We start from the raw sequence: 23,673 nt of genomic DNA, 5'->3' as shown, positions 1-23,673 counted from the left end.
TCCTCCTTATCGTAATAGTATCGGTAAATTTTGCGGCAGGAGCACTTCTCCTACTATTCTAGCCTGGGATTCCACTTCCTGAATGGCACTTAACAGCTCTTGCGCACAGGATTTCGGAACACTTAGAAACAACCCTCCTGAGGTCTGCGGATCCAGCATCAGTTCCTGCAAGGCAAACGGCGTATCGCCAAACTCCACGAAGCCCTGCATGTGATTTCGGTTGCGCTGTGCAGCCGCAGTTACTAAATAATCTCCGGCATACGTATATGCCTGAGGGATATACGGCAACTCCGAACGATATAATACCAATGACGCAGCTTCCCCTGCCATCTCCTTTGCATGGGCTAACAGTCCGAAACCAGTGATATCTGTACAGGCACTGATCGGAAAGCCGTGCATTCTCTCCGCCGCGTATTTGTTAAGCCGCTGCATGGAAGAAAGCGCCATGTGCACCGCCTGTTCATCCGCTATTTCCCCGCGCATCGCCGCCATGACAATGCCAATGCCAAGCGGCTTTGTGAGAATCAGCTGATCCCCCGGTAGCGGTGTATTATTGCGCCAGATTCGATTCGGGTCCAGACGCCCGGTGACCGCCAGTCCGTATTTTGGCTCTTTGTCATAGATGGAATGGCCGCCGCAAAGTACTGCCCCCGCCTCTTGGATCTTTTCCGCTCCGCCTGCTAATATTTCGCCCAAGGCGTCTAATTCCATGCTCTCAGGATAACAAACAAGATTCAGGGCAAAAAGTGGCGTACCACCCATGGCGTATACATCGCTTAATGCATTAGCCGCTGCGATGCGACCAAACGAGCGGGCATCATTCACCATCGGCGAAAAAAAATCCACAGTAGAAACAATGGCAGTGTCCGGATCTATCTGATAAACGGCAGCATCATCCGATGCATCAAAGCCAACCAGCAACTTAGGGTCACCAAAAACGGGCATCCGGGATAATACCTTGGATAACTCGCCCGGTCCAATTTTGGCTCCGCAGCCGCCCGACGTACAGTTTGACAATAAACTCATCATGGGAATCACTTCCTTAACACAGATATTTGCATTATACTAATATAAAATTACCACTATGTACAGATTGGAGAAAAAATGATTTATCTGGACAACGCCGCTACAACCCTGACAAAACCCGATTGCGTCAAGAAAGCCGTTTTGCGGGCCATGGATACGTTTGGCAACGCTTCACGCGGAGCACACACACCAGCTCTTGACGCCCTCCGTATGTTGATGGAAGCACGGATAGCATTAGCCTCGCTCTTTGGGCTTAGTGACCCTATGCGCGTTGTATTCACACCCAATGCCACTGTCGCCTTAAACATTGCCATTTCCGGAATCAAGGGACATATTGTCACAACCGCCGCGGAGCACAACTCGGTACTGAGACCCATTTACAGGCATGAAAATTATACCATTGTTCCTTGTGACAGCTTAGGATGTATTTCGATAGATGCAATTTCCTCTGCCATCCGGCCAGATACTGAGGCAGTGGTACATACACATGCTTCCAATGTCACAGGCAACGTATTCGACATCCAGTCCATCGGTGAATTATGTACAGCACGTGGTGTGCACTTCATTGTAGACGCCTCACAAAGCGCCGGACTTTTGCCTATCGATATGAAAAATATATCAGCACTTTGCTTTACAGGCCACAAATCACTCTTCGGGCCCCAAGGCACCGGCGGGCTCTGTTTAGGGACCAATTACATGCCTCAATCCTTATATGTTGGAGGAAGCGGCCATCATTCCTTCGACTACAAACATCCCCAGGAATTACCCGATGCACTAGAAGCCGGTACACAAAATGCACACGGGATCGCGGGACTGTTAGCCGGCGTACAATATTTACAATCCGCCGGACTATCGACCATTCATAACCAGGCAGATACATTGGCACGCCTGTTTGCACATTCGCTTGAAGATACTCCGGGAGTCACACTATACGGCGATTTAGCTGCGCCTCTCCGTGCACCCATAGTCTCTCTTAATATCGAGGGATATGATTCCGCTCAAGTAGCGTTTCAGCTTTTTGAGAAGTATGGCATCGCGGTGCGCGCGGGAGCCCATTGTGCACCATTGATCCATAATGGGCTCAGCCTGTCAGGCTCCGTCCGGTTTTCTTTCTCGCATTTCAACACACGGGAAGAGACTCAATTCGCTATCGACGCCGTTCGTACTTTGGCTAACCGATAATGGAATAAATACCAAATTTTCATGGACACACTTACTTATAATGATTTCATAGAGCCATATTTTGAAAAAGTAACGACCTGCTTCCGCCGGTTTCCCTAATGTTCTCCAGGTAGCAGCAAAGCGCTAAAAAATCTTCATATCGATTAATTTTAGCCAAATTTCTCAAATCAATAAGAATACCGGATCTTGAGTGTTTTATAAATTCCATATTTGACAGTTTTGTTTCCTCAAACAATCCGCTTTTCCAATTGTAGATGCATGGTGCGAAATCCTGCCAGTTTTGATCAAAATACTTAACTTTAGCGTAGCAAAGTTTATAGATGTAAAAGATCATGCCTAAAGGAGATGATCTCTTGGCAAATTTATGGCTGAAGTATTCTTGTACAGGCTGGTGCTCATGGTGCCGTTCCCAGTAAAGACGGGTGTTGCTTGTCAATTGGTACTTGTCTAATATCTCACACTTTTCTTCTCCGAGTTCATGCCTTAGATAGTCATTCCTGGTCTCCTGTGAAGAAGTTTTTAATAATTGGTAATTCAATGAGAACCCTCCTTCAAGAATAGACTCTATAAGACGTTGACTGACAATCTGTATAATTGTTTAATAATGATTTTATATTACTTACTAATTATATATATCCATATTCTATTTTACAAGAATATAAATCAAATGATAGGTCTGGGAACTATATCCATACGGACGAATCAAATGAGCCAGACGTTATGACGATCTGGCTTAGTTGTCTTGAAGTTAAGATGTATCTACTATCTTTAGAACTGTGTCATCACTGTTTCCGTCTTGCTTATAACCTTCATATTCAAAGCCAAAATAACATCGTACAAGGTATTGAGCTCAATAATTTCGACATTCTTAAATCTAGAGGTATCCTTGACGGTATGCTTGGCAACATAAACGCGCTTAAACCCCATCCTGTCGATTTCACGTATTCGAGCTTCAATAGCAGGTACCTTTTTCAGTTCTCCTGTTAGCCCTACATCCGCAACAAAAACGATATCATTAGGGATCGCTTTGTCCTTTACCGATGAAACAATGCACATGATGATAGCTAAGCTTACCGATTGTTCTTTGAGTTGCAATCCGCCCGTCGTTTTTATAACGACATCTTTATCGTAGAGGCTAATTTTACCTCTTTGCTCAAGAATAGCTATCAGAGTATTTAACTGATCTTTTCTCAAACATTCCGCAATTCGGGATGGATAGGGAGTAAACGACTTTGAGACAAGACTTTCAACTTCAACAATAATAGGTCGTGTTCCTTCTTTGATCACTGTTAAGGCGCTGCCCGAAACCGATTGCCCCTCTGCTCTTTGGGTCATAAAGAACTCAGACGGATTATCAATGGATAGCATTCCCCGTTCGGTCATTGAGAAGAAGCCTATTTCCCCTGTGCTGCCAAACCGGTTCTTGGAGCACCAAGCTGCCCTTAATTCCTCTCCATTTTCTCCATTAAGGATTAATACGGCATCAACCAAATGCTCAAGGGCACGAAGTCCTGCTATTTCGTCTTCTTTCGTCATTTGTCCGACCATGATCACCGCTCTGGGACGGCTGCTATTTTTGGCAACCTTTAAAAGTTCGTTGGCACATTCCATGGTCTGAATAGGTGAGCCGGGACGAGAATTATGTTCTTCGAGGGTAAAGGTCTGAATGCTGTCAATAATAATCAAATCAGGGTCTAGCTCTTCCATAGAGGCCAGCACATGATTCATACTTGTATCCGAATAAATCCATATGTTGCTCTTGCTTCCATTCAGGATACGATCGGACCGATTTTTAATCTGACTATCGCTCTCTTCAGCTGAAGCGTATAAAACCTTGTAGCCCTTCTTGGCAACATCATCCGCAACCTGTAAAAGCAAGGTTGATTTTCCTGCACCAGGCCTAGCTGTCAAAATAATAATGGAATCTTTAACGATACCTCCTCCAAGAACCCTATTAAATTCACGGATGCTTGTCACAATACGATCACTATTGCCAGCTAAAACGTCAGATAGCTTCTTCGGATAAGTCTTTCTCTTACTCGGGGAAGCCGATATTCTGGGTTGACTCTCTGACTCTTCGAAGGTATTCCATTCCTCACATTTTGGGCACTTCCCCAACCATTTAGGACTTTCTGATCCGCAATTAGAACACCTATAAATTACCTTGGTCTTCATGCAACACCCCATTTCCATAAAGAATTCAAAACCCTAACAATAACACTCCTATTAAAAAATAGCATATTCATTTTTAATGAAGCAGGGGCAATTCGCAAATTGCCCCTGCTTTCCTCAATTATTCTTGTTTCATTACCACACTAGCTTAAATCTTGGAAAACTTCATTTTCCCCTCTTCAGCTTCCACACGAACCCGATCTCCGTTTTTGAATTCTCCTTCGAGTATTTTCTCAGACAGAGCATCCTCGATCAGCCGTTGAATGGCCCGACGAAGAGGACGAGCCCCAAAAATCGGATCATTCCCCTCCTTGGCAATCAATTCGATGGCACTTTTCTCAACCTGAAGCTCCAACCCATTTTCAATCAGACGCTTATTAACTTGGCGAACCAATATCTCTGAGATCTTCATCAAGTGTTCTGCTTGGAGGGAATGGAAGACAACCAGTTCGTCAATCCGATTTAAAAACTCCGGACGGAAGGAGCGTTTTAATTCTTCCATAACATGTCCCCGCATATTTTTATAATCAGTCTTTTCATCCTTTTTGGCAGCAAAGCCCATGGCTTCTTTTTTAAGGAAAGAGGATCCAACATTGGATGTCATAATTATGACCGTATTTCGGAAGTCAACAGTTCTTCCTTTAGTGTCTGTCAGACGCCCATCTTCAAGGACTTGGAGCAATATATTGAAGGCCTCAGGATGTGCCTTTTCTATCTCATCCAACAAAACGACACTATAAGGTTTTCGTCTTACCGCCTCTGTGAGCTGACCGCCTTCGTCATGTCCGATATATCCCGGAGGTGCTCCCACAAGTCTGGAAACCGCATGTTTTTCCATATACTCTGACATATCAATGCGAATTAAGGCTTTTTCATCCCCGAACATCCCTTCAGCCAAAGCCAGCCCAAGTTCAGTCTTGCCAACCCCTGTGGGCCCAAGGAAAATAAAGGAACCGATTGGCCGTTTCGGGTCTTTCAGGCCTGCCCGGGCACGGCGTACTGCCCGAGCCACTGCGGTCACAGCATCCTCTTGCCCAATAAGCCGTTGATGAAGAAGATCCTCAAGATGCAGCAGCCGCTCACTTTCTTCTTCCGCAAGTTTTTTAACAGGAATTCCTGTCCAGCTCGCCACTATTTGGGCGATGTCATCTCCAGTAACCATGACATTTTCTTTATAGCGCTTATTTTGCCACACATCTCGTTGTTCAGCCAGTTCACTGCGAACTTTCTGTTCCTGATCCCGGATTTGGGCAGCTTTCTCAAATTCTTGACTAGAAACGGCTGCTTCTTTTTCTTTTTTTAAGCGTTCCGCTTCTTCTTCGAGTAATTTTAGATCCGGAGGAGCAGTATAACTAGTGAGTCGAACACGTGATGCTGCCTCGTCCATTAAATCAATCGCTTTATCCGGCAGGAATCGGTCAGAAATATAACGATCAGATAGACGCGCGGCGGCCTCAATCGCCTCATCCGTTATCTTCACCCGATGATGGGCTTCGTAACGATCTCTTAGACCGCTTAGGATTCCTATTGCTTCCTCTACGGTTGGCTCACCAACCGTAATCGGTTGGAAACGACGTTCTAAGGCTGTATCCTTCTCGATGTATTTGCGGTATTCTTCTAATGTTGTAGCCCCGATGCATTGCAGTTCACCTCTGGCTAAGGCAGGCTTTAAGATATTTGCAGCGTCAATTGCGCCTTCTGCAGCTCCCGCTCCGATCAAGGTATGGAGTTCGTCAATAAAGAGTATGATATTCCCGTCCGCACGGATCTCTTCCATAACCTTTTTCAGGCGCTCTTCAAATTCTCCACGGTATTTGCTTCCAGCTACCATTGCCGAAAGATCTAAGGTGATAACCCGTTTGTTGACTAAAATTTCCGGCACTCTATTGTTAACAATACCTTGGGCCAATCCCTCGGCAATGGCTGTTTTGCCAACCCCGGGTTCTCCAATAAGGGCCGGATTATTTTTGGTTCGTCGGCTTAAGACCTGAATGACCCGTTCTATTTCCTTTTCCCTTCCAATCACGGGGTCCAGGCGTCCTTCGCGTGCTTGTAACGTAAGATCCCGGCCAAATTCATTGAGCGCAGGTGTATTCACCGGGCCAGCGTTCTTAGAAGCGGGAATAGAGCTAGGCGTTGGTATTGCTGAGTCATCTAATTCTCCACCTAATAATTTGATAACTTGTTTCCATACCCTTTCAGGACTTACGTTGAGGTTCGCTAAAATACGGGCTGCGATGCCCTCCCCTTCCATAATGAGGCCTAAAAGCAAATGCTCGGTTCCAATATAATTAACCTCTTGTCGATGAGCTTCCTCATTCGCCAATTCTAAAACCTTTTTAACCCGGGGTGTAAACCCAACATCTCCTTTAAAAGGCTGACCTACTCCGGCAATTTGTTCAACCTGACTGTGTATTTTAGCAAGGTCTAAATTCATGGCTATTAAGGCTTGGGCAGCAATGCCTTCTCCTTCTTGAATCAGGCCAAGCAAAACATGTTCTGTCCCTACTACTTGATGTCCCATTCGTTTGGCTTCACTATGAGCTATCGCTAATACCTTTTGGGCACGTTCAGTATAACGTCCTTTCATATTCTTTCATCCTTCCTATTCGTAGACTTATATTTAAGAGCAGAGAAATCCAGGCATTTTAATGATCAATCAAAGTAAGCGCGCAGATTAATCATTCTTTCTCGTATCATTCGAGCCCGTTCCTCGTCCCGTTTGCTGGGATCAAGTTCCCGATCGAGGATGTATTGCAGGCATCCCGGGCGGGTGTCGACGATTAACGTGGCAAAGCAATCTTTAGTCTTGGGCAATATTCCCATATCGGATCCTAACCTATCATGGGACAAAAGATGCATGGCATCTTCTGAAGAGAGTAAGCGTGCATTTTGCAGAGCACCTCGTGCCCGCCAGACCTTATCCTCTAGAAGTATAGGCATTTGCTGGCGGAGGTGTTCTCGCGCTTGAAGCTCATGCTCTACGATCTGTCTGGTGACCGCATCTAAATGTGTCAGAATATCTTCTTCACTTTTTCCAAGGGTAATCTGGTTGGAGATTTGATAAATGTGGCCGAAAGCCTGAGAACCTTCCCCATATAACCCTCGGACCGCTAGACCTAACCGAGCAGCCGCGCCTAAAACCTGTTGAACTTGCTTTGTAATAGCCAAGCCCGGCAAGTGGACCATAACTGAAGCTCGAAGTCCCGTCCCTACATTTGTAGGGCAAGCTGTGAGGTACCCTTGACTTTCTCTATAGGCAAAATCCAGTTTCTCTTCCAAACGATCATCTAAGGCTGTAGCCAAGCGATGGGTTTCTAATAGCTGATTACCCGGTAAAAGAACTTGAAGCCTTAAATGGTCTTCTTCATTAACCATTAAAGCATAACGATGATCAGAGTTCAGAGCTACACCACATGAACCTGTTGTGCTGCCTAAACTAGGGCTAATTAAATGCTTTTCAATAAGCACTTGCTTTTCGACATTACTCAGCTCGGTTAAGGGCATATAGTGTAGTTTCTCATTATTCCCATCTATATCACCCAAAACCTGGGAAATATTTTTTTCAACCTGATCGGCACTTTCTTGGTTCAAACCCTGGGGAAACGGATAATCCTCAAGGTTACGTGCTAATCTCACACGACTGCTGATAACGACCGGAGAATCGGTTTCGCTCATCCAAGCACTTTGTTGTAAAAGTAGCTCCTTACGAATCACATTTTTCCCCTCCCGTCGATTGCTCAATTTTGCGAATCTGATCCCTGACGATAGCGGCCTCCTCAAAGGCTTCCTGCTCAATCAAGGTCTTAAGCTTTTCTTTAAGTTGTCGTTGTTCCACACGATTTCTGATCTCAGCTCCTCGCCTGACGGGAATCTTGCCTACATGCTGCCCTCCGCCATGAACACGTCGGAGCAAGGGTTCAAGCTGAGTTTCAAAGGTTTCATAACAAGTACTGCACCCCAACTTTCCGGCTTGGGTGATTCTAGAAAAGCTAATTCCACACTTAGGACACTTCATCTCCATCGGTTGCTCTTTTGCAGCAGCATTAAAACCAAAAAGTGCTTGCAAAAATTCCGGTACAATCGCAGGATGAAAAACAAAACTTACTTGTTGGCTTTTTTTAGCGCAAGTCTCGCAAAGATAGACCTCCCGTGTCTGTCCGTTTTCCGTTATAAACAACTGCATAATTGCTTCTTTCTGTTGACAATGTTGACAAAGCATTCTTAACTCCTCCTTTACACCAAATCATCCCGGCTTAACGTTGTTAATATATCCTTCATGAGACGAGCTCTCAAAGAGTCCCAATCTCTGAATTCCCCACTTAAATTGTTTCCAGAAAGCACGCTCTTAATCAGTGCTGCTTCCCTAGGGGTTACTAATTCTTCATCTAAGAGCCGTTCTACCAAAGCATTCGATCGGTCACGGGAAAGCCGCTCTCCAATCAATTGACGCATAACCTGTTGATACTGCCCTTCAATTCCCAGCCCTAAGCGAATAATTCGCAGATATCCTCCGCCCCCCCGGCGGCTTTCGACTAGATACCCTCGTTCAACTGTAAAACGAGTATCTAAAACATAGTTAATCTGGGACGGAACACATGCAAACTCACCCGCAAGTTCACTACGTTGCAACACAATATATCCTTCTGACGTATTTTCTAGAATCTGTTTCAAGTATTCTTCAATGCGATCCGCTAGGTTTCCCATTGCTTATGTCTCCTTGTCACGTAATATTTCTAGAATACAAATTATTGACCTTTCCTGACCTTAATTATATGATACCCAAAATTGAGTGATTTTGCAAAGATTTTTATAAAAAAAATCAATTGGGAAGGGCATGCCTGAAAAGCTTGCTCCTTCCCAAAAAATCAAATTATTTTTTGACAATTACTTTGAAAATAAGACAAAGTACAACCAAGAGGATAGGGTTAAAAAGCCAACACTGCCCAGCAGCCAAATTACAGGCTGACCCTCAATTCTTTTCGAATGAATTCTTTTTTCCTTTGATGAATCCAGTTGTACTTGTTCAGGCTTGGGAATGGTTGGCTCATATGGTGATTTGTTTAATGATTCATTAAGTTTGCGCATTCCAGCCCTGGACGAGGTAACTCGGGGCAATATATCAATCCATTGTAGTGAGCCTTTAAGCATAAGTTGAAGTTCTTTGGGACTGAGCCAAACGTATTTCTCTTTCATGGTCTCCTCCACCCGTATTCGATCGATCCGATTAAGATAAGGTTTCCAAATCTAAAACTTTAACCCATTCTGAGAATTCGCTGCCTACGAAAAAAATCCCTGCAGCATGTGCAGGGACGTTATCCTGAAATTTCTACAATATAGACCGATATCTTCCATCATTATGGTTTATGAATGTGCGTAACTTAATTGAACAGTCAATCATTTATCCTGGACGACCAAGTTCGCTTATATAACTATTAATTCTCTTGGAGTGAACGAAAGATACCTGGCGCCCCTTTCAGCTTCAATGACAACCGTATCTTCAATCCCTACCGCTCCAATACCTGGAAATACGAACTTAGGTTCGATTGCCACTACCATTCCAGCTCTCAGCACTTCTTTAGATCCCTTACTGATAGTCGGAAGCTCATCAAGCTCTAGTCCCACCCCATGCCCTACAAAGCTCACCCTACTTGTACCATAGCCCATAAAATTATGTTCATAAGGAGTATTTTCACGAACCCAGGCCAGGATCTCTTCATAGACTTCTCCTGCAACTCTCCCTGGGATTAAGGCACTACGAATTTTCTCTTCGACGCGCCTGGCTGCCTCATAGGCCTTAATCAGCTCTTCAGATAAAGAGCCCAGACTCAAGATCCGAGTTTGATCAATCTGATAGCCATGGACCACTGTGACCATATCTACAACGATTGGTTCTCCTCTTTGAATCGGCACCATAGAGGCACCATTCGGATGGGAAATGGAGATGCCTTGTCCTGTAACCGGTCCATCGAAACAGCCAGATGCTGCTGCCCGAGCTCCTGAAGTGACGGCACCAACATGAAACTCCGAATTAAAACCACGCATTCGGACATGACCACCGTGACCAAGCGCCCTAGCTTTACTTTCAAGCAACCCTTCAAGCTGAACTTCAGTCATTCCAGGGTGAAGAATTTCCTTGGCAAACTCTAATACCGCAGGTAAGATCTGCGCACTTTCCTCGAGTCGGGCTAACTCCCAATCGGACTTTGCGGCACGCTGTCGACGGATCTCAGCAGAAACATCAACCAAAGTAACGTTGGGAAATGTTTTACGATAGCGCTCAAATTGATTGACTGAAAGAACATCTAGTTCTAAGCCAAGTATTCCCGGTAAGGGGAGTCCAGCTTCCTGGATATTATTTGGGATTTTCGATATGCCTTTAAGGGGTAAGACTTCCCACGAACTTTCTTTCTGAGCTCTGGCAAAATCCCGATAGGCCAGAACGATTGGCTTACCTGTAACCGGAACGTAGAGATGAACATTTTGGGCAGTTCCTGTATAATAGAGGGTATCCGCTCGTTGAACCAATAGTGCTCCTTCAATTTCCCTCGTTTTCATACTGACCTGGAAATCGGCAACTCGTTTTTCTAATTCCTTTACAGGTACTTTCATTCCCTCTCCTCCGATTTTGTGTAATATTCTGAATCTTATAGCTACTATTATGTTCATAATCCCTTGAAATTGCAAGTTAAATTATCCACCTAGTGAAGTAAACTATAAAACACCCACTTGGAAGGAGTGGGTGTCTTAAATGTGGATAGATTAATAGTTCTCAGGCAGTTCCTCAAAGTATCCCTGAGGATGTGCACAGGCCGGACATTCATCAGGTGCTTCCGGGCCTTCGTGGATATAGCCACAGTTTGTGCATTTCCATACAGTTGACGTGTCCTTTCTGAAAATGGTTCCTCTTTGAATTTCATCAGCATAATGATCGAAACGAGTCATATGGTGCTTCTCGATTTCAGCAATTGTTTGAAAGGCTCTTTTAATATCTGCAAATCCTTCCTTTTCAGCAACACTGGCAAACTTTGAATATATTTCTGCCCATTCTTCTCTTTCACCGGCAGCCGCAGCTCTTAAATTCGTCAAAGTATCTTGATAAACTAACGGATAATCGGCATCCACATGTATAATGTTAGTTTCTTCCCGGGTATGGGCAACAAGCAACTTATAGAACACCTTGGCATGTTCCTTCTCATTGTCAGCCGTTTCCTCAAAAACAGCTTGAATATGTTGATACCCTTCTTTCTTAGCCACACCAGCGAAAAAAGCATAACGATTGCGCGCTTGAGACTCGCCTGCAAAGGCATCACTTAGATTTTTGAATGATTCGGTTTCAGAAAACTTCATGCTTCACACTCCTTTTCAAATAGTTTCTCATATAGGCTGCTATTTATGCCTATTTAGAGGTTTTGCTTTCATTCGATTCGAATGCCAAATTATCATAGTCATAAAAAAACTGACAGACGCCAGCGACCTTCTGCTAGTTTTAATAAACTTAAGGTGGTCTTTATTTTGAAATTCAAACCTTTAAATATTCCCCGGCCCGTATTAATTCTAATTATTGGCGGATTTATACAGTCCACTGGCAATTCTCTGATGTGGCCTTTGAATAGCCTTTTTATGCATACAGTTTTAAACCGCACCTTGACAGAAGCCGGCACCCTTCTTGCCCTTCAATCCGCAGTTTCTTTACTTGGTCAAATCTTGAGTGGTTTTTTAGCCGATCGCTATGGACCCAGAAAAGTAATGATTGTCGGGCTTGTTGGCGCAGTTCTTTTCCTCGGAGCTATGGGTATTCTACCGATCTGGGGAGTTTACGCCCCTGCGCTTATACTCTTTGGCTTAGCCCAAGCATTTATCTTCGTTCCACTTTATACACTGTTAAATGCAGTTTGGCCGGAAGGTGGGCGCCGGGGCTTTAATCTTCTATATGTCTCCAATAATGCGGGGGTAGCGGTCGGTACCGCCATCGGAGGATTTATTGCTCAGGCTTCGTTTCGTTTCGTATTCTCTCTCAATGCAATCGCTTTCCTAATCTATCTGATCTTAGTGCTCATCGGTATTTCTGAACGCAGCGCGCCCACTCATTTGTTATCACCGAAACAGCAACCTCAGCAGATCACTAAAGACAAGAGCTTTAAAGTGCTTCTAACCTTAGCAGGGGGGATATTCCTTGTCTGGGGCGCTTATGTTCAGCTCGTAACGATTCTGCCTGTTGTAATGACCCAGTACGGTTTTTCTCTCGTTTCTTACAGCGTGCTTTGGACGCTCAATGGTATTTTTATCGTGACGTTACAGCCTCTTTTAACTTCAGTAATTGAAACTTGGGCCCGCTCCTTCAAACGTCAATTTTACCTCGGTGGACTTCTCTTAACTATTGGATTTATAATCCTGTTAGGAAAGTTTCCATATTGGACCTATGTTTTAGCGATGCTCATTATTACGCTGGGAGAAATGCTTATTCTACCCGCTGTTCCTGCTGCCGCAGCTCAGATTTCCCCGCCGGGAAAAGAGGGTGCTTATCAAGGGTTTGTCGGAGGTGCTACATCTGGAGGACGTATGATTGGCCCCTTTTTCGGTGGAATAATGTATGACTTTGGCGGGGGCTCTAGTGTATGGCTGCTCGCAATTTCCTTTTTAGGCATGTCAGCGATAATCTTCTTCATCTACGGTAAAGCTGTTCAAAACTTTCTTCTTGAAAAGGAGACCAAAGAACTCAAAATCGAATGTTAAACCTTAACTCCCGGCTAAAAAAATCTTCACCAGATTAACTGTTAGAAAGGAAATGACTATGTCAAACTACACAGTCCCTTATGGTTTCTGCCCAGTATGTGCCGAACCTCTGGAAACGTCGACTATTGACAACCATCTTCGCAGCTCATGTCCTAACTGTTCCTATATCGATTGGGGGAGTTTCTCCCTCGGGGTCGGAGGGATCCTTTGGAACGAAGGCAAAGTCCTTTTGGTTCAACGTGCCCACAACCCTGGCAAAGGAATATGGACGATCCCTGGAGGATATGTGAATCAAGGAGAATCCATCGGGGATGCAATTGTACGCGAAATGCAAGAAGAGACCGGTATCAAGGCAAAACCTCTTTCAATTATTGCCCTACGAGATCGCCCTTCAAATTGTTCAACCGAAAAACATGACACCTATATTATTTTTCAAATGAGCTTGCTTGAGGGAACTCTTCACGCTCAACCAGAAGAAGTCAGTAATTTGGGGTTCTTTACCTTTGAAGAATGTCGAACCCTTAAGATCTCCTCGTTGACTCTGAGTGCCATCCAGGCATGTCGCTCTATTTCTCAGGGCCTCATCTTAAATAAGGACGCGGATCTTATAGGCAGGTTATCAACTCTCTATCAAATCTCATCCAACTGGTCTATTTAGCTATTATCCTCCTTTTCCTTCTTCATTCCATCAAATAAGTGTCTTATTGCCGCAATTGGATGAGTATATATCATCTTGGGACCCGAATAACGCATTATCTCTTGGATTCGTTTACGCATTTGCGGTTTATAGCAATGCACCGTACATTTAGCACAGGTTGGTTTACTTTCTTGAAATTTGCAATGAGAGAGACGAGTCATAGCATACTCTAATAATTCCTGGCAGTCTGAACATAATTGTCTTTCAGGGCGGTGATGAGCTTTACAGTATAACTCGATCATCATCTGTACCGTTGATTTTTCACGCTCTAACCTTGACATTCCGAAACAACTCCATTTCTCACTTTATCATCTAGTTTGCGCGATGCATGTTATCAGTAAATCAGGGGATTATAGTTGTGAAACTCTAAAGGGGGTAAAAACGAAATGGCTAAGAAAACTAACAATAAATCGCGTAAACCAGATAACACAGAGAAGATTCCCTTCCCCCATGATTCTGATAAAATTGGCAAAAATGTATCAAAAGACCGGGTGTAAACCCGGTTTTTTCTTTTGGAGAGTCTTAGTTGCATAGCCTATATGAATAAACCCTAAGCTTTAATTAATAAGTCCCGAATCTTAGTAACCCTTTGATGCGCCTTCATAAGAAAATTCTCTGGCGAATCTTCACGCTCTTCGTTCGTTGGATAAGCTTCAAGGGTCAAATAACCGCTAAACTTTGTGGGAAAGTGTTTAGTTACTTCATTCCAATTAATAATACCCTGTCCAGGAAGCCAATGCCGATCTTTTATCCCATCATTATCCGACAAATGCGTCGCAACTAATCGTCCCCCATAGTTATCTAACAGATGGAAATCCTGCTTATCCGTTAAAAAATAATGGGAACTATCATAACAAAACCCTAAATATTCCGATTGAATTTTATCAAGTATATAGGGAACATTGTCACTCCTTTGAGTGTTTTCTATGGCGATTGTTACTCCAAGCTTCTCGGCAGCTTTTACGAGTTGCAACATACTTTCTACGCCATATGTATTAGGAACTGGATGATTGCCGTCCTCTGTCAAGTGCATGACCATGATGGGTATTTTATGCTTTGCGCAGGCATCAAGCCAATGAAGATGGCTCTCAATCATTCGGGATCGTTCCAATTCTTGCTCTGACCACAACTCACCCGAGTTATTAAAGGGAACATGAATATTCTCAACAATTAACCCCATATCCCTAACTAACTGAGGCATGCTCTCTTTTTTTATCGGCCATGGCATTTCTTCGTCTTCCCACCATATAGAAGTAGCTGTAAACCCGGCTTCTTTGATCAGACGAATTCTGTCTTTAAAAGGAAGCATATAACCAAACCACGAAAATATCCCCAGCGGATACTGACCCATCTTTTGATTCACCAACGACAATCCATCCCTTCACTATTGTTTGAACAGATTTAAGAATTCCTGCGGAATATCTGTCTCATAACGAACCTCTTCTCCAGTGATCGGATGCTTAAACGCTAAAACTCGAGCATGAAGTCCTAGTCGCGCAATAGGGTGCTTTGTCGCCCCATACTTCTTGTCCCCAATTACACTATGCCCTATATCTTTCATATGGACACGAATTTGATTTTTTCTTCCAGTTTCTAATTTTACTTCTAATAAAGAATAGTGTTTATTCTTCTTAAGGACTTTATAATGTGTTATTGCTTTTTGACCATCATTAGGAGTGCGGCTGGAGTACATAATAAACGCTTTGTTCTCCTTCAGCCAAGAAGTGATCGTTCCTTGCTCCTTGCCCACTGTACCCTCCACAACAACCACATAAGTTCTCTCTAAAACAGCTTCCTTCCAAGACGTTTGCATGATTTGCTGGATTTTCTCACTTTTCGCAAACATCATCACCCCAGACGTCTCTCGATCAAGACGATGTAAGATAAAGATCTTGTTCTTTGGATCCCTTTTCTTAACATGCTCACTTAAGATACTATAAGCTGTTTGCTCTCTTTCTGTGTCCGTTGCAATGGAGAGCAGTCCGGCCTGTTTTTCAATGATTATAATATAGTCATCTTCTAATACAATATTTAGACCTTGAGGCTGCTCTTCTATTAATACTTTAGCCCAATTGACCACAACTTGCTGCCCTTTTATGAGGGGATGATTAAATTGGGTGATGACTTCATTGTCCACTGAAATTTGACGATGAGCTAAAAGCGACTTAATATCTTTACGGCTTTTAGCCGGAAATTCTTCCGTTAAAAACTTCATTAGCTCTGAGGGTGTGGTTACTTCAATATAAGTACATTTACGTTTTTCCTTATTCATACTAAACTTAGCTTTACCACTTGGTGTATGCATACTAGTTACCCCTTTATCCAATTTCTAAACATCCTCATAAATAACTAAACAAAGCAAATTCTATCAGTTACCATAAAAATGGTCAATAAACTCCCCACTCTTCCTACGGCCCTTAAACCAATCATACCCAAATTCTAATCTCTGCATAGCTTATAGTATAAGTTATAGTCTTTAAGACAACGCAAAAAAAGGACCATATTAATGGCCCTTTTTAGTCAGAGAAGCACTAATTATTTATATTGGTTTGCTAATCTCTTTTTAAGGTTTTCTGCTACACTGGCAGGATCAATGGGATTTCTGGCAATTCCACTTTCAATGGCTGCTCTTGCAGTTGCAGCTGCAACTGCTGGGGCTACCTCTGGATTCAAGGTGCTAGGCATAATGAAACTCGCATTAAGTTCCTCCGCAGAGACACAATCCGCAATGGCTTTAGCTGCAGCGATCTTCATAGCATCATTGATGTCAGTTGCTCTAACATCGATAGCGCCACGGAACATTCCAGGGAAGGCTAATACATTGTTGATTTGATTAATTACATCAGACCGACCAGTCGAAATAACTGCGGCACCTGCTTCGATAGCTCGTTCAATCGGCCAGATCTCAGGAATTGGGTTGGCCTGACAGAAGCAAATAGGATCTTTGGCCATCGATTTAATCATATCTTCATTAAGTACATCTGCTGCTGAGACGCCAATAAACACGTCGGCACCTACAAGTGCTCCGGTAAGATCTCCGCTATACTTATCCGGGTTGGTTGCCGCAGCAATTTGTTCTTTCCAAGGATTCATACCTACTGTCCGGCCTTCGTAAATGGCTCCTTTTGTGTCACACATAATGACATTTTTCAAACCAACGCTCATCAAGAGTTTAATAATTGCGATTCCAGCGGCCCCTGCGCCATTTGCGACAACTTTGACATCTTCGATTTTCTTGCCGACAACCTTAAGCGCATTATAAAGTCCGGCCAAGGTGACAACCGCCGTTCCATGCTGGTCATCATGGAAAATAGGTCCTTTAAATATTCCGCGATTTTTGAGGCCTTCCTCGATTTGGAAGCATTCAGGAGCTTTAATATCCTCTAAATTAACTCCGCCAAACGTAGGAGCCGTTAATTCGACGATCTCAATGATTTTGTCAACATCCTTAGTATTGACACAGATCGGGAAGGCATCTACATCTCCAAAGGTTTTGAAGAGAAGAGCTTTACCTTCCATAACCGGCATGGAGGCAGCCGCCCCGAGATCGCCAAGTCCAAGAATAGCCGTACCGTTAGAAACAATGCTGACAAAGTTGGCATGGTTGGTATAAATATCGAGGTTTTCGATGTCTTTGCCGATCTCCTTAACAGGTTCCGCGACTCCGGGGGAATAAGCGAGAGTCAAATCGTCTCTGTCTTGTGCCGGACACGTTACCCTAACTTCGAGTTTACCTGGTTTCACTGCATGAAATGCCAAGGCCTCTTCGCGAAGATCCTTAATACGGCTCATGTTCATCTTCCTCCTTTTAACCCTTTTTCTAATTTTTACCTAAGAAAATCCTACACCTATTTTAATAAACAAGCAAGAAATTGTTTGGTCACCTCATTTATAGAGGTAACCAAACAATTATTGTGCAGTTAATAGTGTCTTACTTAGCGTTTTTAGCATCAATCTCAGCTTGAGCTGCTAAGATATCTTTAGCATTTTCATAAACAGGGGTATCCACCATCTTGCCGTTATAAGAAACGGAGGCCTTACCCTTAGCAATACCCTCTTCTTCAAACACTTTCACAACGCCAGTAGCCCACTCAACATCGGCAGGATCAGGAGAATACATACGATTGGAAGGCTCAACTTGTCCTGGGTGAATGATCATACGCCCTTCATAACCCATTTGACGTCCTTCCGCTACGTTTCTTTCAAAAGCTTCAATATTCTTGAAGTCTACGAAAGGAGCATCAATAGCGATGATTCTAGCTGCACGGCATGCAACTGCCACGTGAGCACGACCGTATTGCTGCTCTACCCCTTCATTGGTTAGTTTAACGCGCATATCACGGCAATAGTCTACCGCACCGAAAATAGCGTTAACATTACGTTTGCTTGCTAAGCAGCACTCTGCTGCATTAATGATTCCCTTTGCAGTTTCAAGAAGCATAGAGATCTTAACTGACCCTACTTCTAAGCCACGACGACGCTCAAGTTCTTCAAGTTTCCAATCCAGACGTTGTACGTCTGCAGCACAACCTGTTTTAGCTAAGGTTACTCCATGCAGTCCTTCATGAACAATAGCTTCTAAATCATCGTTGGTTAATTCTGTTTCCCAGTTATTAATACGTACAAATACTTGTGCTCCACCTTGGGCAGCATATTTGAGGTTTTCGGCAACAATTTTACGAGCAGCTTCTTTTTCAGCCGGTGGAACAGAATCCTCAAGGTCAAGTGTAATAATGTCAGCCGGGAACTCAGGAGCTTTTGCCACCATTTTAGGATTGTTTCCAGGAATATACATAATAGATCTCATAATCGCCATACTATTTTACCCCCTAATAATTTTTAAATATAATCTAGGTAACCCTAGAAAAGCTATTCTTAGTGAGCTTACTCTTTAATTTTTTCTTTTAAGATTAATGGAATATCGGTTGGAGTCTCAGCAACAAACCCTCCAGCCTTTGTAACCGCTTCCATTTTACTTTTAGCGGATCCACGACCACGTTCTACGATATTAGAAGCATGGGAGAATCTCATACCTGCAGGCGCCCACGCACCAGCTACATAAATTACAAAAGGCTTTGTAAATTTACCAGATGCAATAACTTCAGCACACTCCTCTTCTTGTGTACCGCCGATCTCAGCATAAACTGCCACACCCTTTGTCTCTGGGTCCGCTTCAAATAAGGGCAGTAAATCCGCCATCGAGGTTCCTAAGACCGGCTCTGTCCCTGTATGAATTACGGTACTTACCCCAAATCCGCCTTCTCTGAGCAACCAGGGAATGGTTCCCGACTGACCACCACTTCGAGAGAAAACTCCAATATTACCTCTTTGGAAGAATTTATTAGCCCACTCTTTATTTCCCCCAAGCCAGCCTACGACAGCTTCACCTGGCGTAATTATTCCGATAGACCCAGGTCCCAGAAGTCTTGAACCTTTCGATTTTGCATAGGCTATCATTTCCATAATGTCATGGATTGGAGTGCCCTCAACGCAAGGGATAATATTCTTAACTCCCGCGTCAACTGCTTCGTAAACGGCTGTTTTTAAGATTTTTCCCGGAACAAAGATAACACTGAAATCGATTTCTCCTTGTTCTCGGACAATCTCCTTTACGGTGTTAAAAACAGGAATGTCATGAACCAGTTCTCCTGCTTTTCCCGGGCTGGTTCCTCCGATTACTCTCGTACCGTATTCTTTCATGTATTTTGTCCGAACGGACCCTTCCCGACCTGTGATCCCTTGGACGATAACCTTGGTACTCTTATTGATCAAAATGCCCATTTTCATCCCTCATTTAACATTTTGCTTCGTTCTATCCAGACGATAATACTAACTTTGCCCTTGACTATTGGCGCTTTAGAAGGTACTCATCCAAACCTTTAACAGGAATGTCAATGGTTATAGCATTGTTGCCTTTGGTCTTACAAGCAAGTTCACATGCTAAACATTCAGTTCCGAGACGCAAAACCTCTTCCGCATCACGGTGTGCGACAGAAGCTCTGCCTTGGTCATCAATCCCAAGCAAGCCTCTGGCAAACTTTTTGCATGCGTCGACACATGCCTTAGTTTCACATGTATCACACTTGCTGGTATCGATTTTGACAGTGAGAGTTTTTTCTGCGAATTCCAGCACAAGTTTCCCCTACTTTCCTTGAGATTCTTTCTCAGCTCGATAGTCTTTACTAAGAGCCAAGAGTCTTTGTCCAATGAATTTAGTATCAGTTACATACTCTTTACCATAAATTTCGATTCTTTTGCCTGGTCCATCAGGAGTCATAAGATCCGCAAGACCCGTTCTGAGAATCTCCAGTGATTCATCTTCCCTGTTGCCACAGAGCAGAAGAACACATGGCAGCCCCGGTTTCTGAGTTGGGAGAATTTCTTGGAGTACTTTAACAATCGCGTGAGCATGATGCCACTGTTCCTGATTGGCCATCATGAAACCGCCGAGCAGATATCCATCGATATTTGGCTGAGATAGAACACTCTTGGCTACACGATAAATCTTTGATCCGACTGGGTTACCACTGGTGTCTGCATAGTTTGCCGGCTTAAGGCCCACTTGATTCAAAGCGTCCAGCCCCATCATTGCTGAGCCGCCGCCAATGGGATGATAGCCAATATAACCAGGGCTTACCTCATCATAGCCCATATTCATGAGGAAGCCTGTGCCGCGAGCATCAGTCTCTTCAATACTCCAGCCAATCAGGTCTAACTCTGTAGGAGCGCCGGGCAGGTCCCTGGCAATTTTGATACCGAACTCCGGATGACGTCCAACCGAACTATTGTCAATTTCCATCTTGCAATCTGCGCAAACTAAATTGCCGCTTCCCGTCATTACAAATGGATTTATCTCCAGCGTTTGGCAATCTAATTTCTTGTAAGCCTGTGAAAGCTTTGACAAGAAACTTGCAAACTTATTCAAATCTTGAGCGGGAATTCCAGCTCGGGCACAGACATCAAGCGCATCATATATTTGCAGACCATTGATCGGATCAATATTGACTTTGAATAGTAATTCCTCAGGAACGCTTTCAATCTCCATTCCGCCCTCGGCACTAAACATGAGCATTGGAGAACGGGCTTCTCTGGCACCATTGATTACGAAGGAACAATAATACTCTTTTTTGATATCCAGTTTTTCCTCAATAAGAACCTGTTTAATAGGATTTCCACCGATGGTTTTAGCAAGAATTTCTTCAGCAGCAGCTGCCGCCTCATCAGGAGTATTAACTAATTTCACAATTCCCGCTTTACCACGTCCCCCGGCTTGAACCTGTCCTTTTACAGCAACAGCCTTGCCAATCTCCTCTGCAACCTTTTTGGCTTCTTCCGGAGTAGAGGCTACACGTCCTTGTGGCACCGGCAGTCCTGATTTTCTAAGCCATTCTTTCCCTTGGAATTCTAGAAATTTTGCCATACATTATCACTTCCATAATGAAATTTTCTGCAACTTTAGGTCGCCCTGAGAAGACCAGTTATTGTACTAGACATAAACCCTCTAGTAATTTCGGTACCAAATCGTAAAAAGAGAACCGTCCCTCCCTTCCACTTTAGATTCTTGCAAGTTCGAGAGGCTTATAAACGCTGCTTCCCTATCACATAGTAGTAGTAATTACAAAGAGGAGTGGAAAATTTCCGGGAGACGATTATTTGTTTTATATCGTGAAACCCAGTTTCATTTTCCCTTAGGACCATTATCCATCTTATTTGCTAAATAGTCAACAGTATAATTTGAATATTTTTCGTAATTTTGAAATTAAGTTTCATTTTTAAAGCTTGACTGTCTCCACAGGGACCGGACCAGCAATCCCAATGAAAATAAACCGATCTTTCCCTGTATTGCGCATGCCATGTGTTTGACCCGCCTTAGCAAGGATTGCCATCCCTTTGTTTATTTCTACTTCTTGATCTTCTCCTGCAAAATAAAGCCCGGACTCGCCCTCCAGGCAAATCCATACATCGTCGGCATTAGGGTGTTGATGAAGGAATACTTCTTGGCCTGGTTCTAAACACCACATAGCACCTAAGGTTTTATCCGTCTGATAAACCATCACTTTCTGGGGTATGTTTGCATCAAACTGTGCTAAATCATCAAGTTTAAAGACCCTGTCTTCCATAAGTTCACCTCCACTTATTGTTAGTCAACGGGTAAATATCTATGTATACTGAAAATTTCGACAATTTAAGTTGATTCTTAGCTTTCTCACCAAGACTTCCTTTATATTAGTTTACCGCTTCTTTAACTATTAAATTCACGTTTTTAATATAGCTGTTTGAAGCTACCTACTCTTATTAAGCCTGTAAGGATACAGCTCCAGTGTAAGAAGCACTAGAGCTGTATCCACACGCTACCAAAAGATCGATAGCCAGCCCAAACTCGCATACAGATTTCTCTGCTGTATAGACTCGTTCTGCTTCGTCATGGTTTTTTGGGTCTAAAATTACTATCTGCAAATTGAAGTCTTTCTTCTTACTTTATAGGTCGATGACCTTCCCTGGGTTAAAGCGATTGCTCGGATCAAAGCTTCTCTTAATCTTTCTAAAGGCTTCCATAGCAACGGGTGTAAACTCGGAATGAAGATACCCCTTCTTAACGAGTCCGATCCCGTGCTCACCACTTATTGTGCCCTTGAGATCAAGAGCCATCATACAGAGCGCCTGCTCGGCAGCATGAACGGTTTCAGTTTCCTCTTTATTCCGTTGATCGAAAAGAATCAGCGGATGGAGATTTCCGTCACCGGCATGGGCCACAACTCCGATCGTCACACCAAAATCCTTGGCTACCTTAAGAACTCCTCCAATCGCTTTTGGGAAATTACTCCTCGGAACCGTAATGTCATTAACACCATAGGATGGTCTGACGCGGGCAACAGATCCGAAAGCACTGCGCCTTGACGTCCAAATTTGATCCACTTCAACTGCGGTTTGAGCAACTTTAAATTCTTTGGCAATTTTTTTAGCTATGTCACCAATCGTCTTAACTTGCCCGTCCATATCTTCCGGATATCCGTCAACCTCAATAATGAGAACAGCTCCGGCGTCACGGGGAATCCCGGCATGAGTAAAATCCTCAGTCGTATTGATAAGCAAATTATCCATCAATTCCAGAGTCGTCGGAATAATACCGGCAGCAACTATATCGGCAACCGTCTGAGAAGCATCTTCAACTTTGTCGTAAATAGCCAGCATTGTTTTCTTGGCTCTTGGCATCGGTATGATACGGACGAAAACTTTGGTGACCAATCCTAGAGTTCCTTCCGCACCAACAATGATCCGAGTCAAATCATAACCCGGCTCACTTTGGAAATTACGCCCGCCCGTTTGAATGACTTTGCCATTCGGGAGAACGACTTCCAGACCTAAGATATAATCTCGGGTAACCCCATATTTAAAGCATTTCGGTCCACCGGAGCATTCACCAACATTCCCTCCTATTGTTGAGGCCTTAAAGGAGGAGGGGTCGGGAGGAAAATAGAATTTTTTCTTTTCAAGTTCAACTTGAAGGTCAAAATTGATCACTCCAGGTTCAACGACTGCTACAAAGTTTTCAGTGTCTATCTCATGAATTTTAGTCATTTTAGTAAAGCTAATCACTACAGAGTCTTGAGTAGGAATGGTTCCACCGCTCTCATTCGTACCAGCACCCCGGGGGACAAGTTTAATATTTTGCTCGTTCATCAATTTGACGATTTCTACGACTTGTTCCGTTGTTTGAGGAGAAACGACTCCTAACGCTTGACCAGATAATAACGTGCCGTCATAACCATAGGTCAACAGGCCAACTTTATCTGTAACCACGTTTTTCTCCCCAACAATTCCCTTCAACCGCTTAACAACCGCTTGGCTTAACATATTCA

24 protein-coding genes are annotated in these 23,673 nt (G+C 43.6%); 3 read left to right on the top strand and 21 right to left on the bottom strand.

Annotated elements, in window-relative coordinates; all coding sequences use genetic code 11:
- Positions 1-6: 6 nt before the first annotated feature.
- Positions 7-1,029, bottom strand: coding sequence for a selenide, water dikinase SelD (gene selD / locus DESYODRAFT_RS01135; RefSeq protein WP_007778325.1), 1,023 nt, complete (start codon positions 1,027-1,029; stop codon positions 7-9).
- A gap of 75 nt (positions 1,030-1,104) precedes the next feature.
- Between selD and DESYODRAFT_RS01130 the strand changes: the two genes are divergently transcribed.
- The gene (locus DESYODRAFT_RS01130; RefSeq protein WP_007778322.1) at positions 1,105-2,208 is read left to right on the top strand and encodes an aminotransferase class V-fold PLP-dependent enzyme; all 1,104 of its coding nucleotides are present in this window, start codon (positions 1,105-1,107) and stop codon (positions 2,206-2,208) included.
- Positions 2,209-2,254: 46 nt separating this feature from the next.
- Here the strand turns inward: DESYODRAFT_RS01130 and DESYODRAFT_RS01125 are convergent, their stop codons facing one another.
- From DESYODRAFT_RS01125 to rbr, 9 genes are all read right to left on the bottom strand, one after another.
- Complete coding sequence (locus DESYODRAFT_RS01125) at positions 2,255-2,746, bottom strand: hypothetical protein (protein WP_007778319.1); 492 nt, start codon at positions 2,744-2,746, stop codon at positions 2,255-2,257.
- A gap of 230 nt (positions 2,747-2,976) precedes the next feature.
- Positions 2,977-4,383: a DNA repair protein RadA gene (gene radA / locus DESYODRAFT_RS01120; RefSeq protein WP_207636358.1), complete on the bottom strand. Its 1,407-nt coding sequence runs from the start codon at positions 4,381-4,383 to the stop codon at positions 2,977-2,979.
- A 145-nt stretch (positions 4,384-4,528) separates the two neighbouring features.
- A complete protein-coding gene (locus tag DESYODRAFT_RS01115; protein ID WP_007778314.1) occupies positions 4,529-6,970 on the bottom strand; it encodes an ATP-dependent Clp protease ATP-binding subunit in 2,442 nt (813 codons plus the stop codon).
- A 65-nt stretch (positions 6,971-7,035) separates the two neighbouring features.
- Positions 7,036-8,097: a protein arginine kinase gene (locus DESYODRAFT_RS01110; protein WP_007778312.1), complete on the bottom strand. Its 1,062-nt coding sequence runs from the start codon at positions 8,095-8,097 to the stop codon at positions 7,036-7,038.
- The gene (locus DESYODRAFT_RS01105; protein WP_007778310.1) at positions 8,087-8,602 is read right to left on the bottom strand and encodes a UvrB/UvrC motif-containing protein; all 516 of its coding nucleotides are present in this window, start codon (positions 8,600-8,602) and stop codon (positions 8,087-8,089) included. Before DESYODRAFT_RS01105 ends, DESYODRAFT_RS01110 begins: the two co-directional genes overlap by 11 nt.
- Before the next feature lie 14 nt (positions 8,603-8,616).
- Positions 8,617-9,087 (bottom strand): CtsR family transcriptional regulator, encoded by a 471-nt coding sequence (locus DESYODRAFT_RS01100; RefSeq protein WP_007778307.1) that lies wholly within the window; start codon positions 9,085-9,087, stop codon positions 8,617-8,619.
- Positions 9,088-9,267: 180 nt separating this feature from the next.
- Positions 9,268-9,576: a hypothetical protein gene (locus DESYODRAFT_RS01095; RefSeq protein ID WP_007778304.1), complete on the bottom strand. Its 309-nt coding sequence runs from the start codon at positions 9,574-9,576 to the stop codon at positions 9,268-9,270.
- A 228-nt stretch (positions 9,577-9,804) separates the two neighbouring features.
- Positions 9,805-10,992: a M24 family metallopeptidase gene (locus tag DESYODRAFT_RS01090; RefSeq protein WP_007778300.1), complete on the bottom strand. Its 1,188-nt coding sequence runs from the start codon at positions 10,990-10,992 to the stop codon at positions 9,805-9,807.
- 150 nt (positions 10,993-11,142) lie between these two features.
- Positions 11,143-11,730 carry a rubrerythrin gene (gene rbr, locus DESYODRAFT_RS01085; protein WP_007778297.1) on the bottom strand — a complete coding sequence of 196 codons (588 nt, stop codon included), beginning with the start codon at positions 11,728-11,730 and terminating at the stop codon, positions 11,143-11,145.
- 165 nt (positions 11,731-11,895) lie between these two features.
- Between rbr and DESYODRAFT_RS01080 the strand changes: the two genes are divergently transcribed.
- Both DESYODRAFT_RS01080 and DESYODRAFT_RS01075 read left to right on the top strand, forming a co-directional pair.
- Positions 11,896-13,116 carry an MDR family MFS transporter gene (locus DESYODRAFT_RS01080; RefSeq protein ID WP_007778294.1) on the top strand — a complete coding sequence of 407 codons (1,221 nt, stop codon included), beginning with the start codon at positions 11,896-11,898 and terminating at the stop codon, positions 13,114-13,116.
- A gap of 58 nt (positions 13,117-13,174) precedes the next feature.
- Positions 13,175-13,774 (top strand): NUDIX hydrolase, encoded by a 600-nt coding sequence (locus DESYODRAFT_RS01075; RefSeq protein ID WP_007778292.1) that lies wholly within the window; start codon positions 13,175-13,177, stop codon positions 13,772-13,774.
- Here DESYODRAFT_RS01075 and DESYODRAFT_RS01070 read toward each other — a convergent pair.
- From DESYODRAFT_RS01070 to DESYODRAFT_RS01025, 11 genes are all read right to left on the bottom strand, one after another.
- The gene (locus DESYODRAFT_RS01070) at positions 13,771-14,094 is read right to left on the bottom strand and encodes a nitrous oxide-stimulated promoter family protein (protein WP_007778287.1); all 324 of its coding nucleotides are present in this window, start codon (positions 14,092-14,094) and stop codon (positions 13,771-13,773) included. The two genes, DESYODRAFT_RS01075 and DESYODRAFT_RS01070, sit on opposite strands and share 4 nt — an antisense overlap.
- Before the next feature lie 269 nt (positions 14,095-14,363).
- Complete coding sequence (locus tag DESYODRAFT_RS01065; RefSeq protein ID WP_042339215.1) at positions 14,364-15,164, bottom strand: sugar phosphate isomerase/epimerase family protein; 801 nt, start codon at positions 15,162-15,164, stop codon at positions 14,364-14,366.
- Between the two features lie 33 nt (positions 15,165-15,197).
- Positions 15,198-16,139: an RluA family pseudouridine synthase gene (locus tag DESYODRAFT_RS01060; protein WP_007778279.1), complete on the bottom strand. Its 942-nt coding sequence runs from the start codon at positions 16,137-16,139 to the stop codon at positions 15,198-15,200.
- A 209-nt stretch (positions 16,140-16,348) separates the two neighbouring features.
- Positions 16,349-17,605 carry an NAD(P)-dependent malic enzyme gene (locus DESYODRAFT_RS01055; RefSeq protein ID WP_007778276.1) on the bottom strand — a complete coding sequence of 419 codons (1,257 nt, stop codon included), beginning with the start codon at positions 17,603-17,605 and terminating at the stop codon, positions 16,349-16,351.
- 139 nt (positions 17,606-17,744) lie between these two features.
- Positions 17,745-18,629, bottom strand: coding sequence for an HpcH/HpaI aldolase/citrate lyase family protein (locus DESYODRAFT_RS01050; protein WP_007778274.1), 885 nt, complete (start codon positions 18,627-18,629; stop codon positions 17,745-17,747).
- A gap of 68 nt (positions 18,630-18,697) precedes the next feature.
- Entirely contained in the window at positions 18,698-19,594 is an 897-nt protein-coding gene (locus DESYODRAFT_RS01045) for a succinate--CoA ligase subunit alpha (protein WP_007778271.1), read from the bottom strand.
- Between the two features lie 64 nt (positions 19,595-19,658).
- Entirely contained in the window at positions 19,659-19,946 is a 288-nt protein-coding gene (locus DESYODRAFT_RS01040) for a hypothetical protein (RefSeq protein WP_007778268.1), read from the bottom strand.
- Between the two features lie 9 nt (positions 19,947-19,955).
- The gene (locus tag DESYODRAFT_RS01035; RefSeq protein ID WP_007778266.1) at positions 19,956-21,233 is read right to left on the bottom strand and encodes an ATP-grasp domain-containing protein; all 1,278 of its coding nucleotides are present in this window, start codon (positions 21,231-21,233) and stop codon (positions 19,956-19,958) included.
- Between the two features lie 352 nt (positions 21,234-21,585).
- The gene (locus tag DESYODRAFT_RS01030) at positions 21,586-21,933 is read right to left on the bottom strand and encodes a cupin domain-containing protein (protein ID WP_007778263.1); all 348 of its coding nucleotides are present in this window, start codon (positions 21,931-21,933) and stop codon (positions 21,586-21,588) included.
- Between the two features lie 175 nt (positions 21,934-22,108).
- Positions 22,109-22,270 carry a hypothetical protein gene (locus DESYODRAFT_RS28565; protein WP_169315907.1) on the bottom strand — a complete coding sequence of 54 codons (162 nt, stop codon included), beginning with the start codon at positions 22,268-22,270 and terminating at the stop codon, positions 22,109-22,111.
- Positions 22,271-22,291: 21 nt separating this feature from the next.
- Positions 22,292-23,668: an FAD-binding oxidoreductase gene (locus DESYODRAFT_RS01025; protein WP_007778259.1), complete on the bottom strand. Its 1,377-nt coding sequence runs from the start codon at positions 23,666-23,668 to the stop codon at positions 22,292-22,294.
- Between the last annotated feature and the right edge of the window lie 5 nt (positions 23,669-23,673).

Origin of the sequence: Desulfosporosinus youngiae DSM 17734 (assembly GCF_000244895.1) — a bacterium.
Classification (GTDB): domain Bacteria; phylum Bacillota; class Desulfitobacteriia; order Desulfitobacteriales; family Desulfitobacteriaceae; genus Desulfosporosinus; species Desulfosporosinus youngiae.
Note: the sequence above shows the minus strand (reverse complement) of the source record. Positions and strands in the feature narration are given on the sequence as shown.

What these genes read in the sequence shown, in the direction of transcription:
- selD (WP_007778325.1), bottom strand. Translation starts at nt 1,029, where the DNA reads ATGATGAGTTTATTGTCAAACTGTACGTCGGGCGGCTGCGGAGCCAAA.
- DESYODRAFT_RS01130 (WP_007778322.1), top strand. Translation starts at nt 1,105, where the DNA reads ATGATTTATCTGGACAACGCCGCTACAACCCTGACAAAACCCGATTGC.
- radA (WP_207636358.1), bottom strand. Translation starts at nt 4,383, where the DNA reads ATGAAGACCAAGGTAATTTATAGGTGTTCTAATTGCGGATCAGAAAGT.
- DESYODRAFT_RS01115 (WP_007778314.1), bottom strand. Translation starts at nt 6,970, where the DNA reads ATGAAAGGACGTTATACTGAACGTGCCCAAAAGGTATTAGCGATAGCT.
- DESYODRAFT_RS01105 (WP_007778310.1), bottom strand. Translation starts at nt 8,602, where the DNA reads ATGCTTTGTCAACATTGTCAACAGAAAGAAGCAATTATGCAGTTGTTT.
- DESYODRAFT_RS01100 (WP_007778307.1), bottom strand. Translation starts at nt 9,087, where the DNA reads ATGGGAAACCTAGCGGATCGCATTGAAGAATACTTGAAACAGATTCTA.
- DESYODRAFT_RS01095 (WP_007778304.1), bottom strand. Translation starts at nt 9,576, where the DNA reads ATGAAAGAGAAATACGTTTGGCTCAGTCCCAAAGAACTTCAACTTATG.
- DESYODRAFT_RS01090 (WP_007778300.1), bottom strand. Translation starts at nt 10,992, where the DNA reads ATGAAAGTACCTGTAAAGGAATTAGAAAAACGAGTTGCCGATTTCCAG.
- rbr (WP_007778297.1), bottom strand. Translation starts at nt 11,730, where the DNA reads ATGAAGTTTTCTGAAACCGAATCATTCAAAAATCTAAGTGATGCCTTT.
- DESYODRAFT_RS01075 (WP_007778292.1), top strand. Translation starts at nt 13,175, where the DNA reads ATGTCAAACTACACAGTCCCTTATGGTTTCTGCCCAGTATGTGCCGAA.
- DESYODRAFT_RS01070 (WP_007778287.1), bottom strand. Translation starts at nt 14,094, where the DNA reads ATGTCAAGGTTAGAGCGTGAAAAATCAACGGTACAGATGATGATCGAG.
- DESYODRAFT_RS01065 (WP_042339215.1), bottom strand. Translation starts at nt 15,164, where the DNA reads ATGGGTCAGTATCCGCTGGGGATATTTTCGTGGTTTGGTTATATGCTT.
- DESYODRAFT_RS01055 (WP_007778276.1), bottom strand. Translation starts at nt 17,605, where the DNA reads ATGAGCCGTATTAAGGATCTTCGCGAAGAGGCCTTGGCATTTCATGCA.
- DESYODRAFT_RS01050 (WP_007778274.1), bottom strand. Translation starts at nt 18,629, where the DNA reads ATGGCGATTATGAGATCTATTATGTATATTCCTGGAAACAATCCTAAA.
- DESYODRAFT_RS01045 (WP_007778271.1), bottom strand. Translation starts at nt 19,594, where the DNA reads ATGGGCATTTTGATCAATAAGAGTACCAAGGTTATCGTCCAAGGGATC.
- DESYODRAFT_RS01035 (WP_007778266.1), bottom strand. Translation starts at nt 21,233, where the DNA reads ATGGCAAAATTTCTAGAATTCCAAGGGAAAGAATGGCTTAGAAAATCA.
- DESYODRAFT_RS01030 (WP_007778263.1), bottom strand. Translation starts at nt 21,933, where the DNA reads ATGGAAGACAGGGTCTTTAAACTTGATGATTTAGCACAGTTTGATGCA.
- DESYODRAFT_RS01025 (WP_007778259.1), bottom strand. Translation starts at nt 23,668, where the DNA reads ATGTTAAGCCAAGCGGTTGTTAAGCGGTTGAAGGGAATTGTTGGGGAG.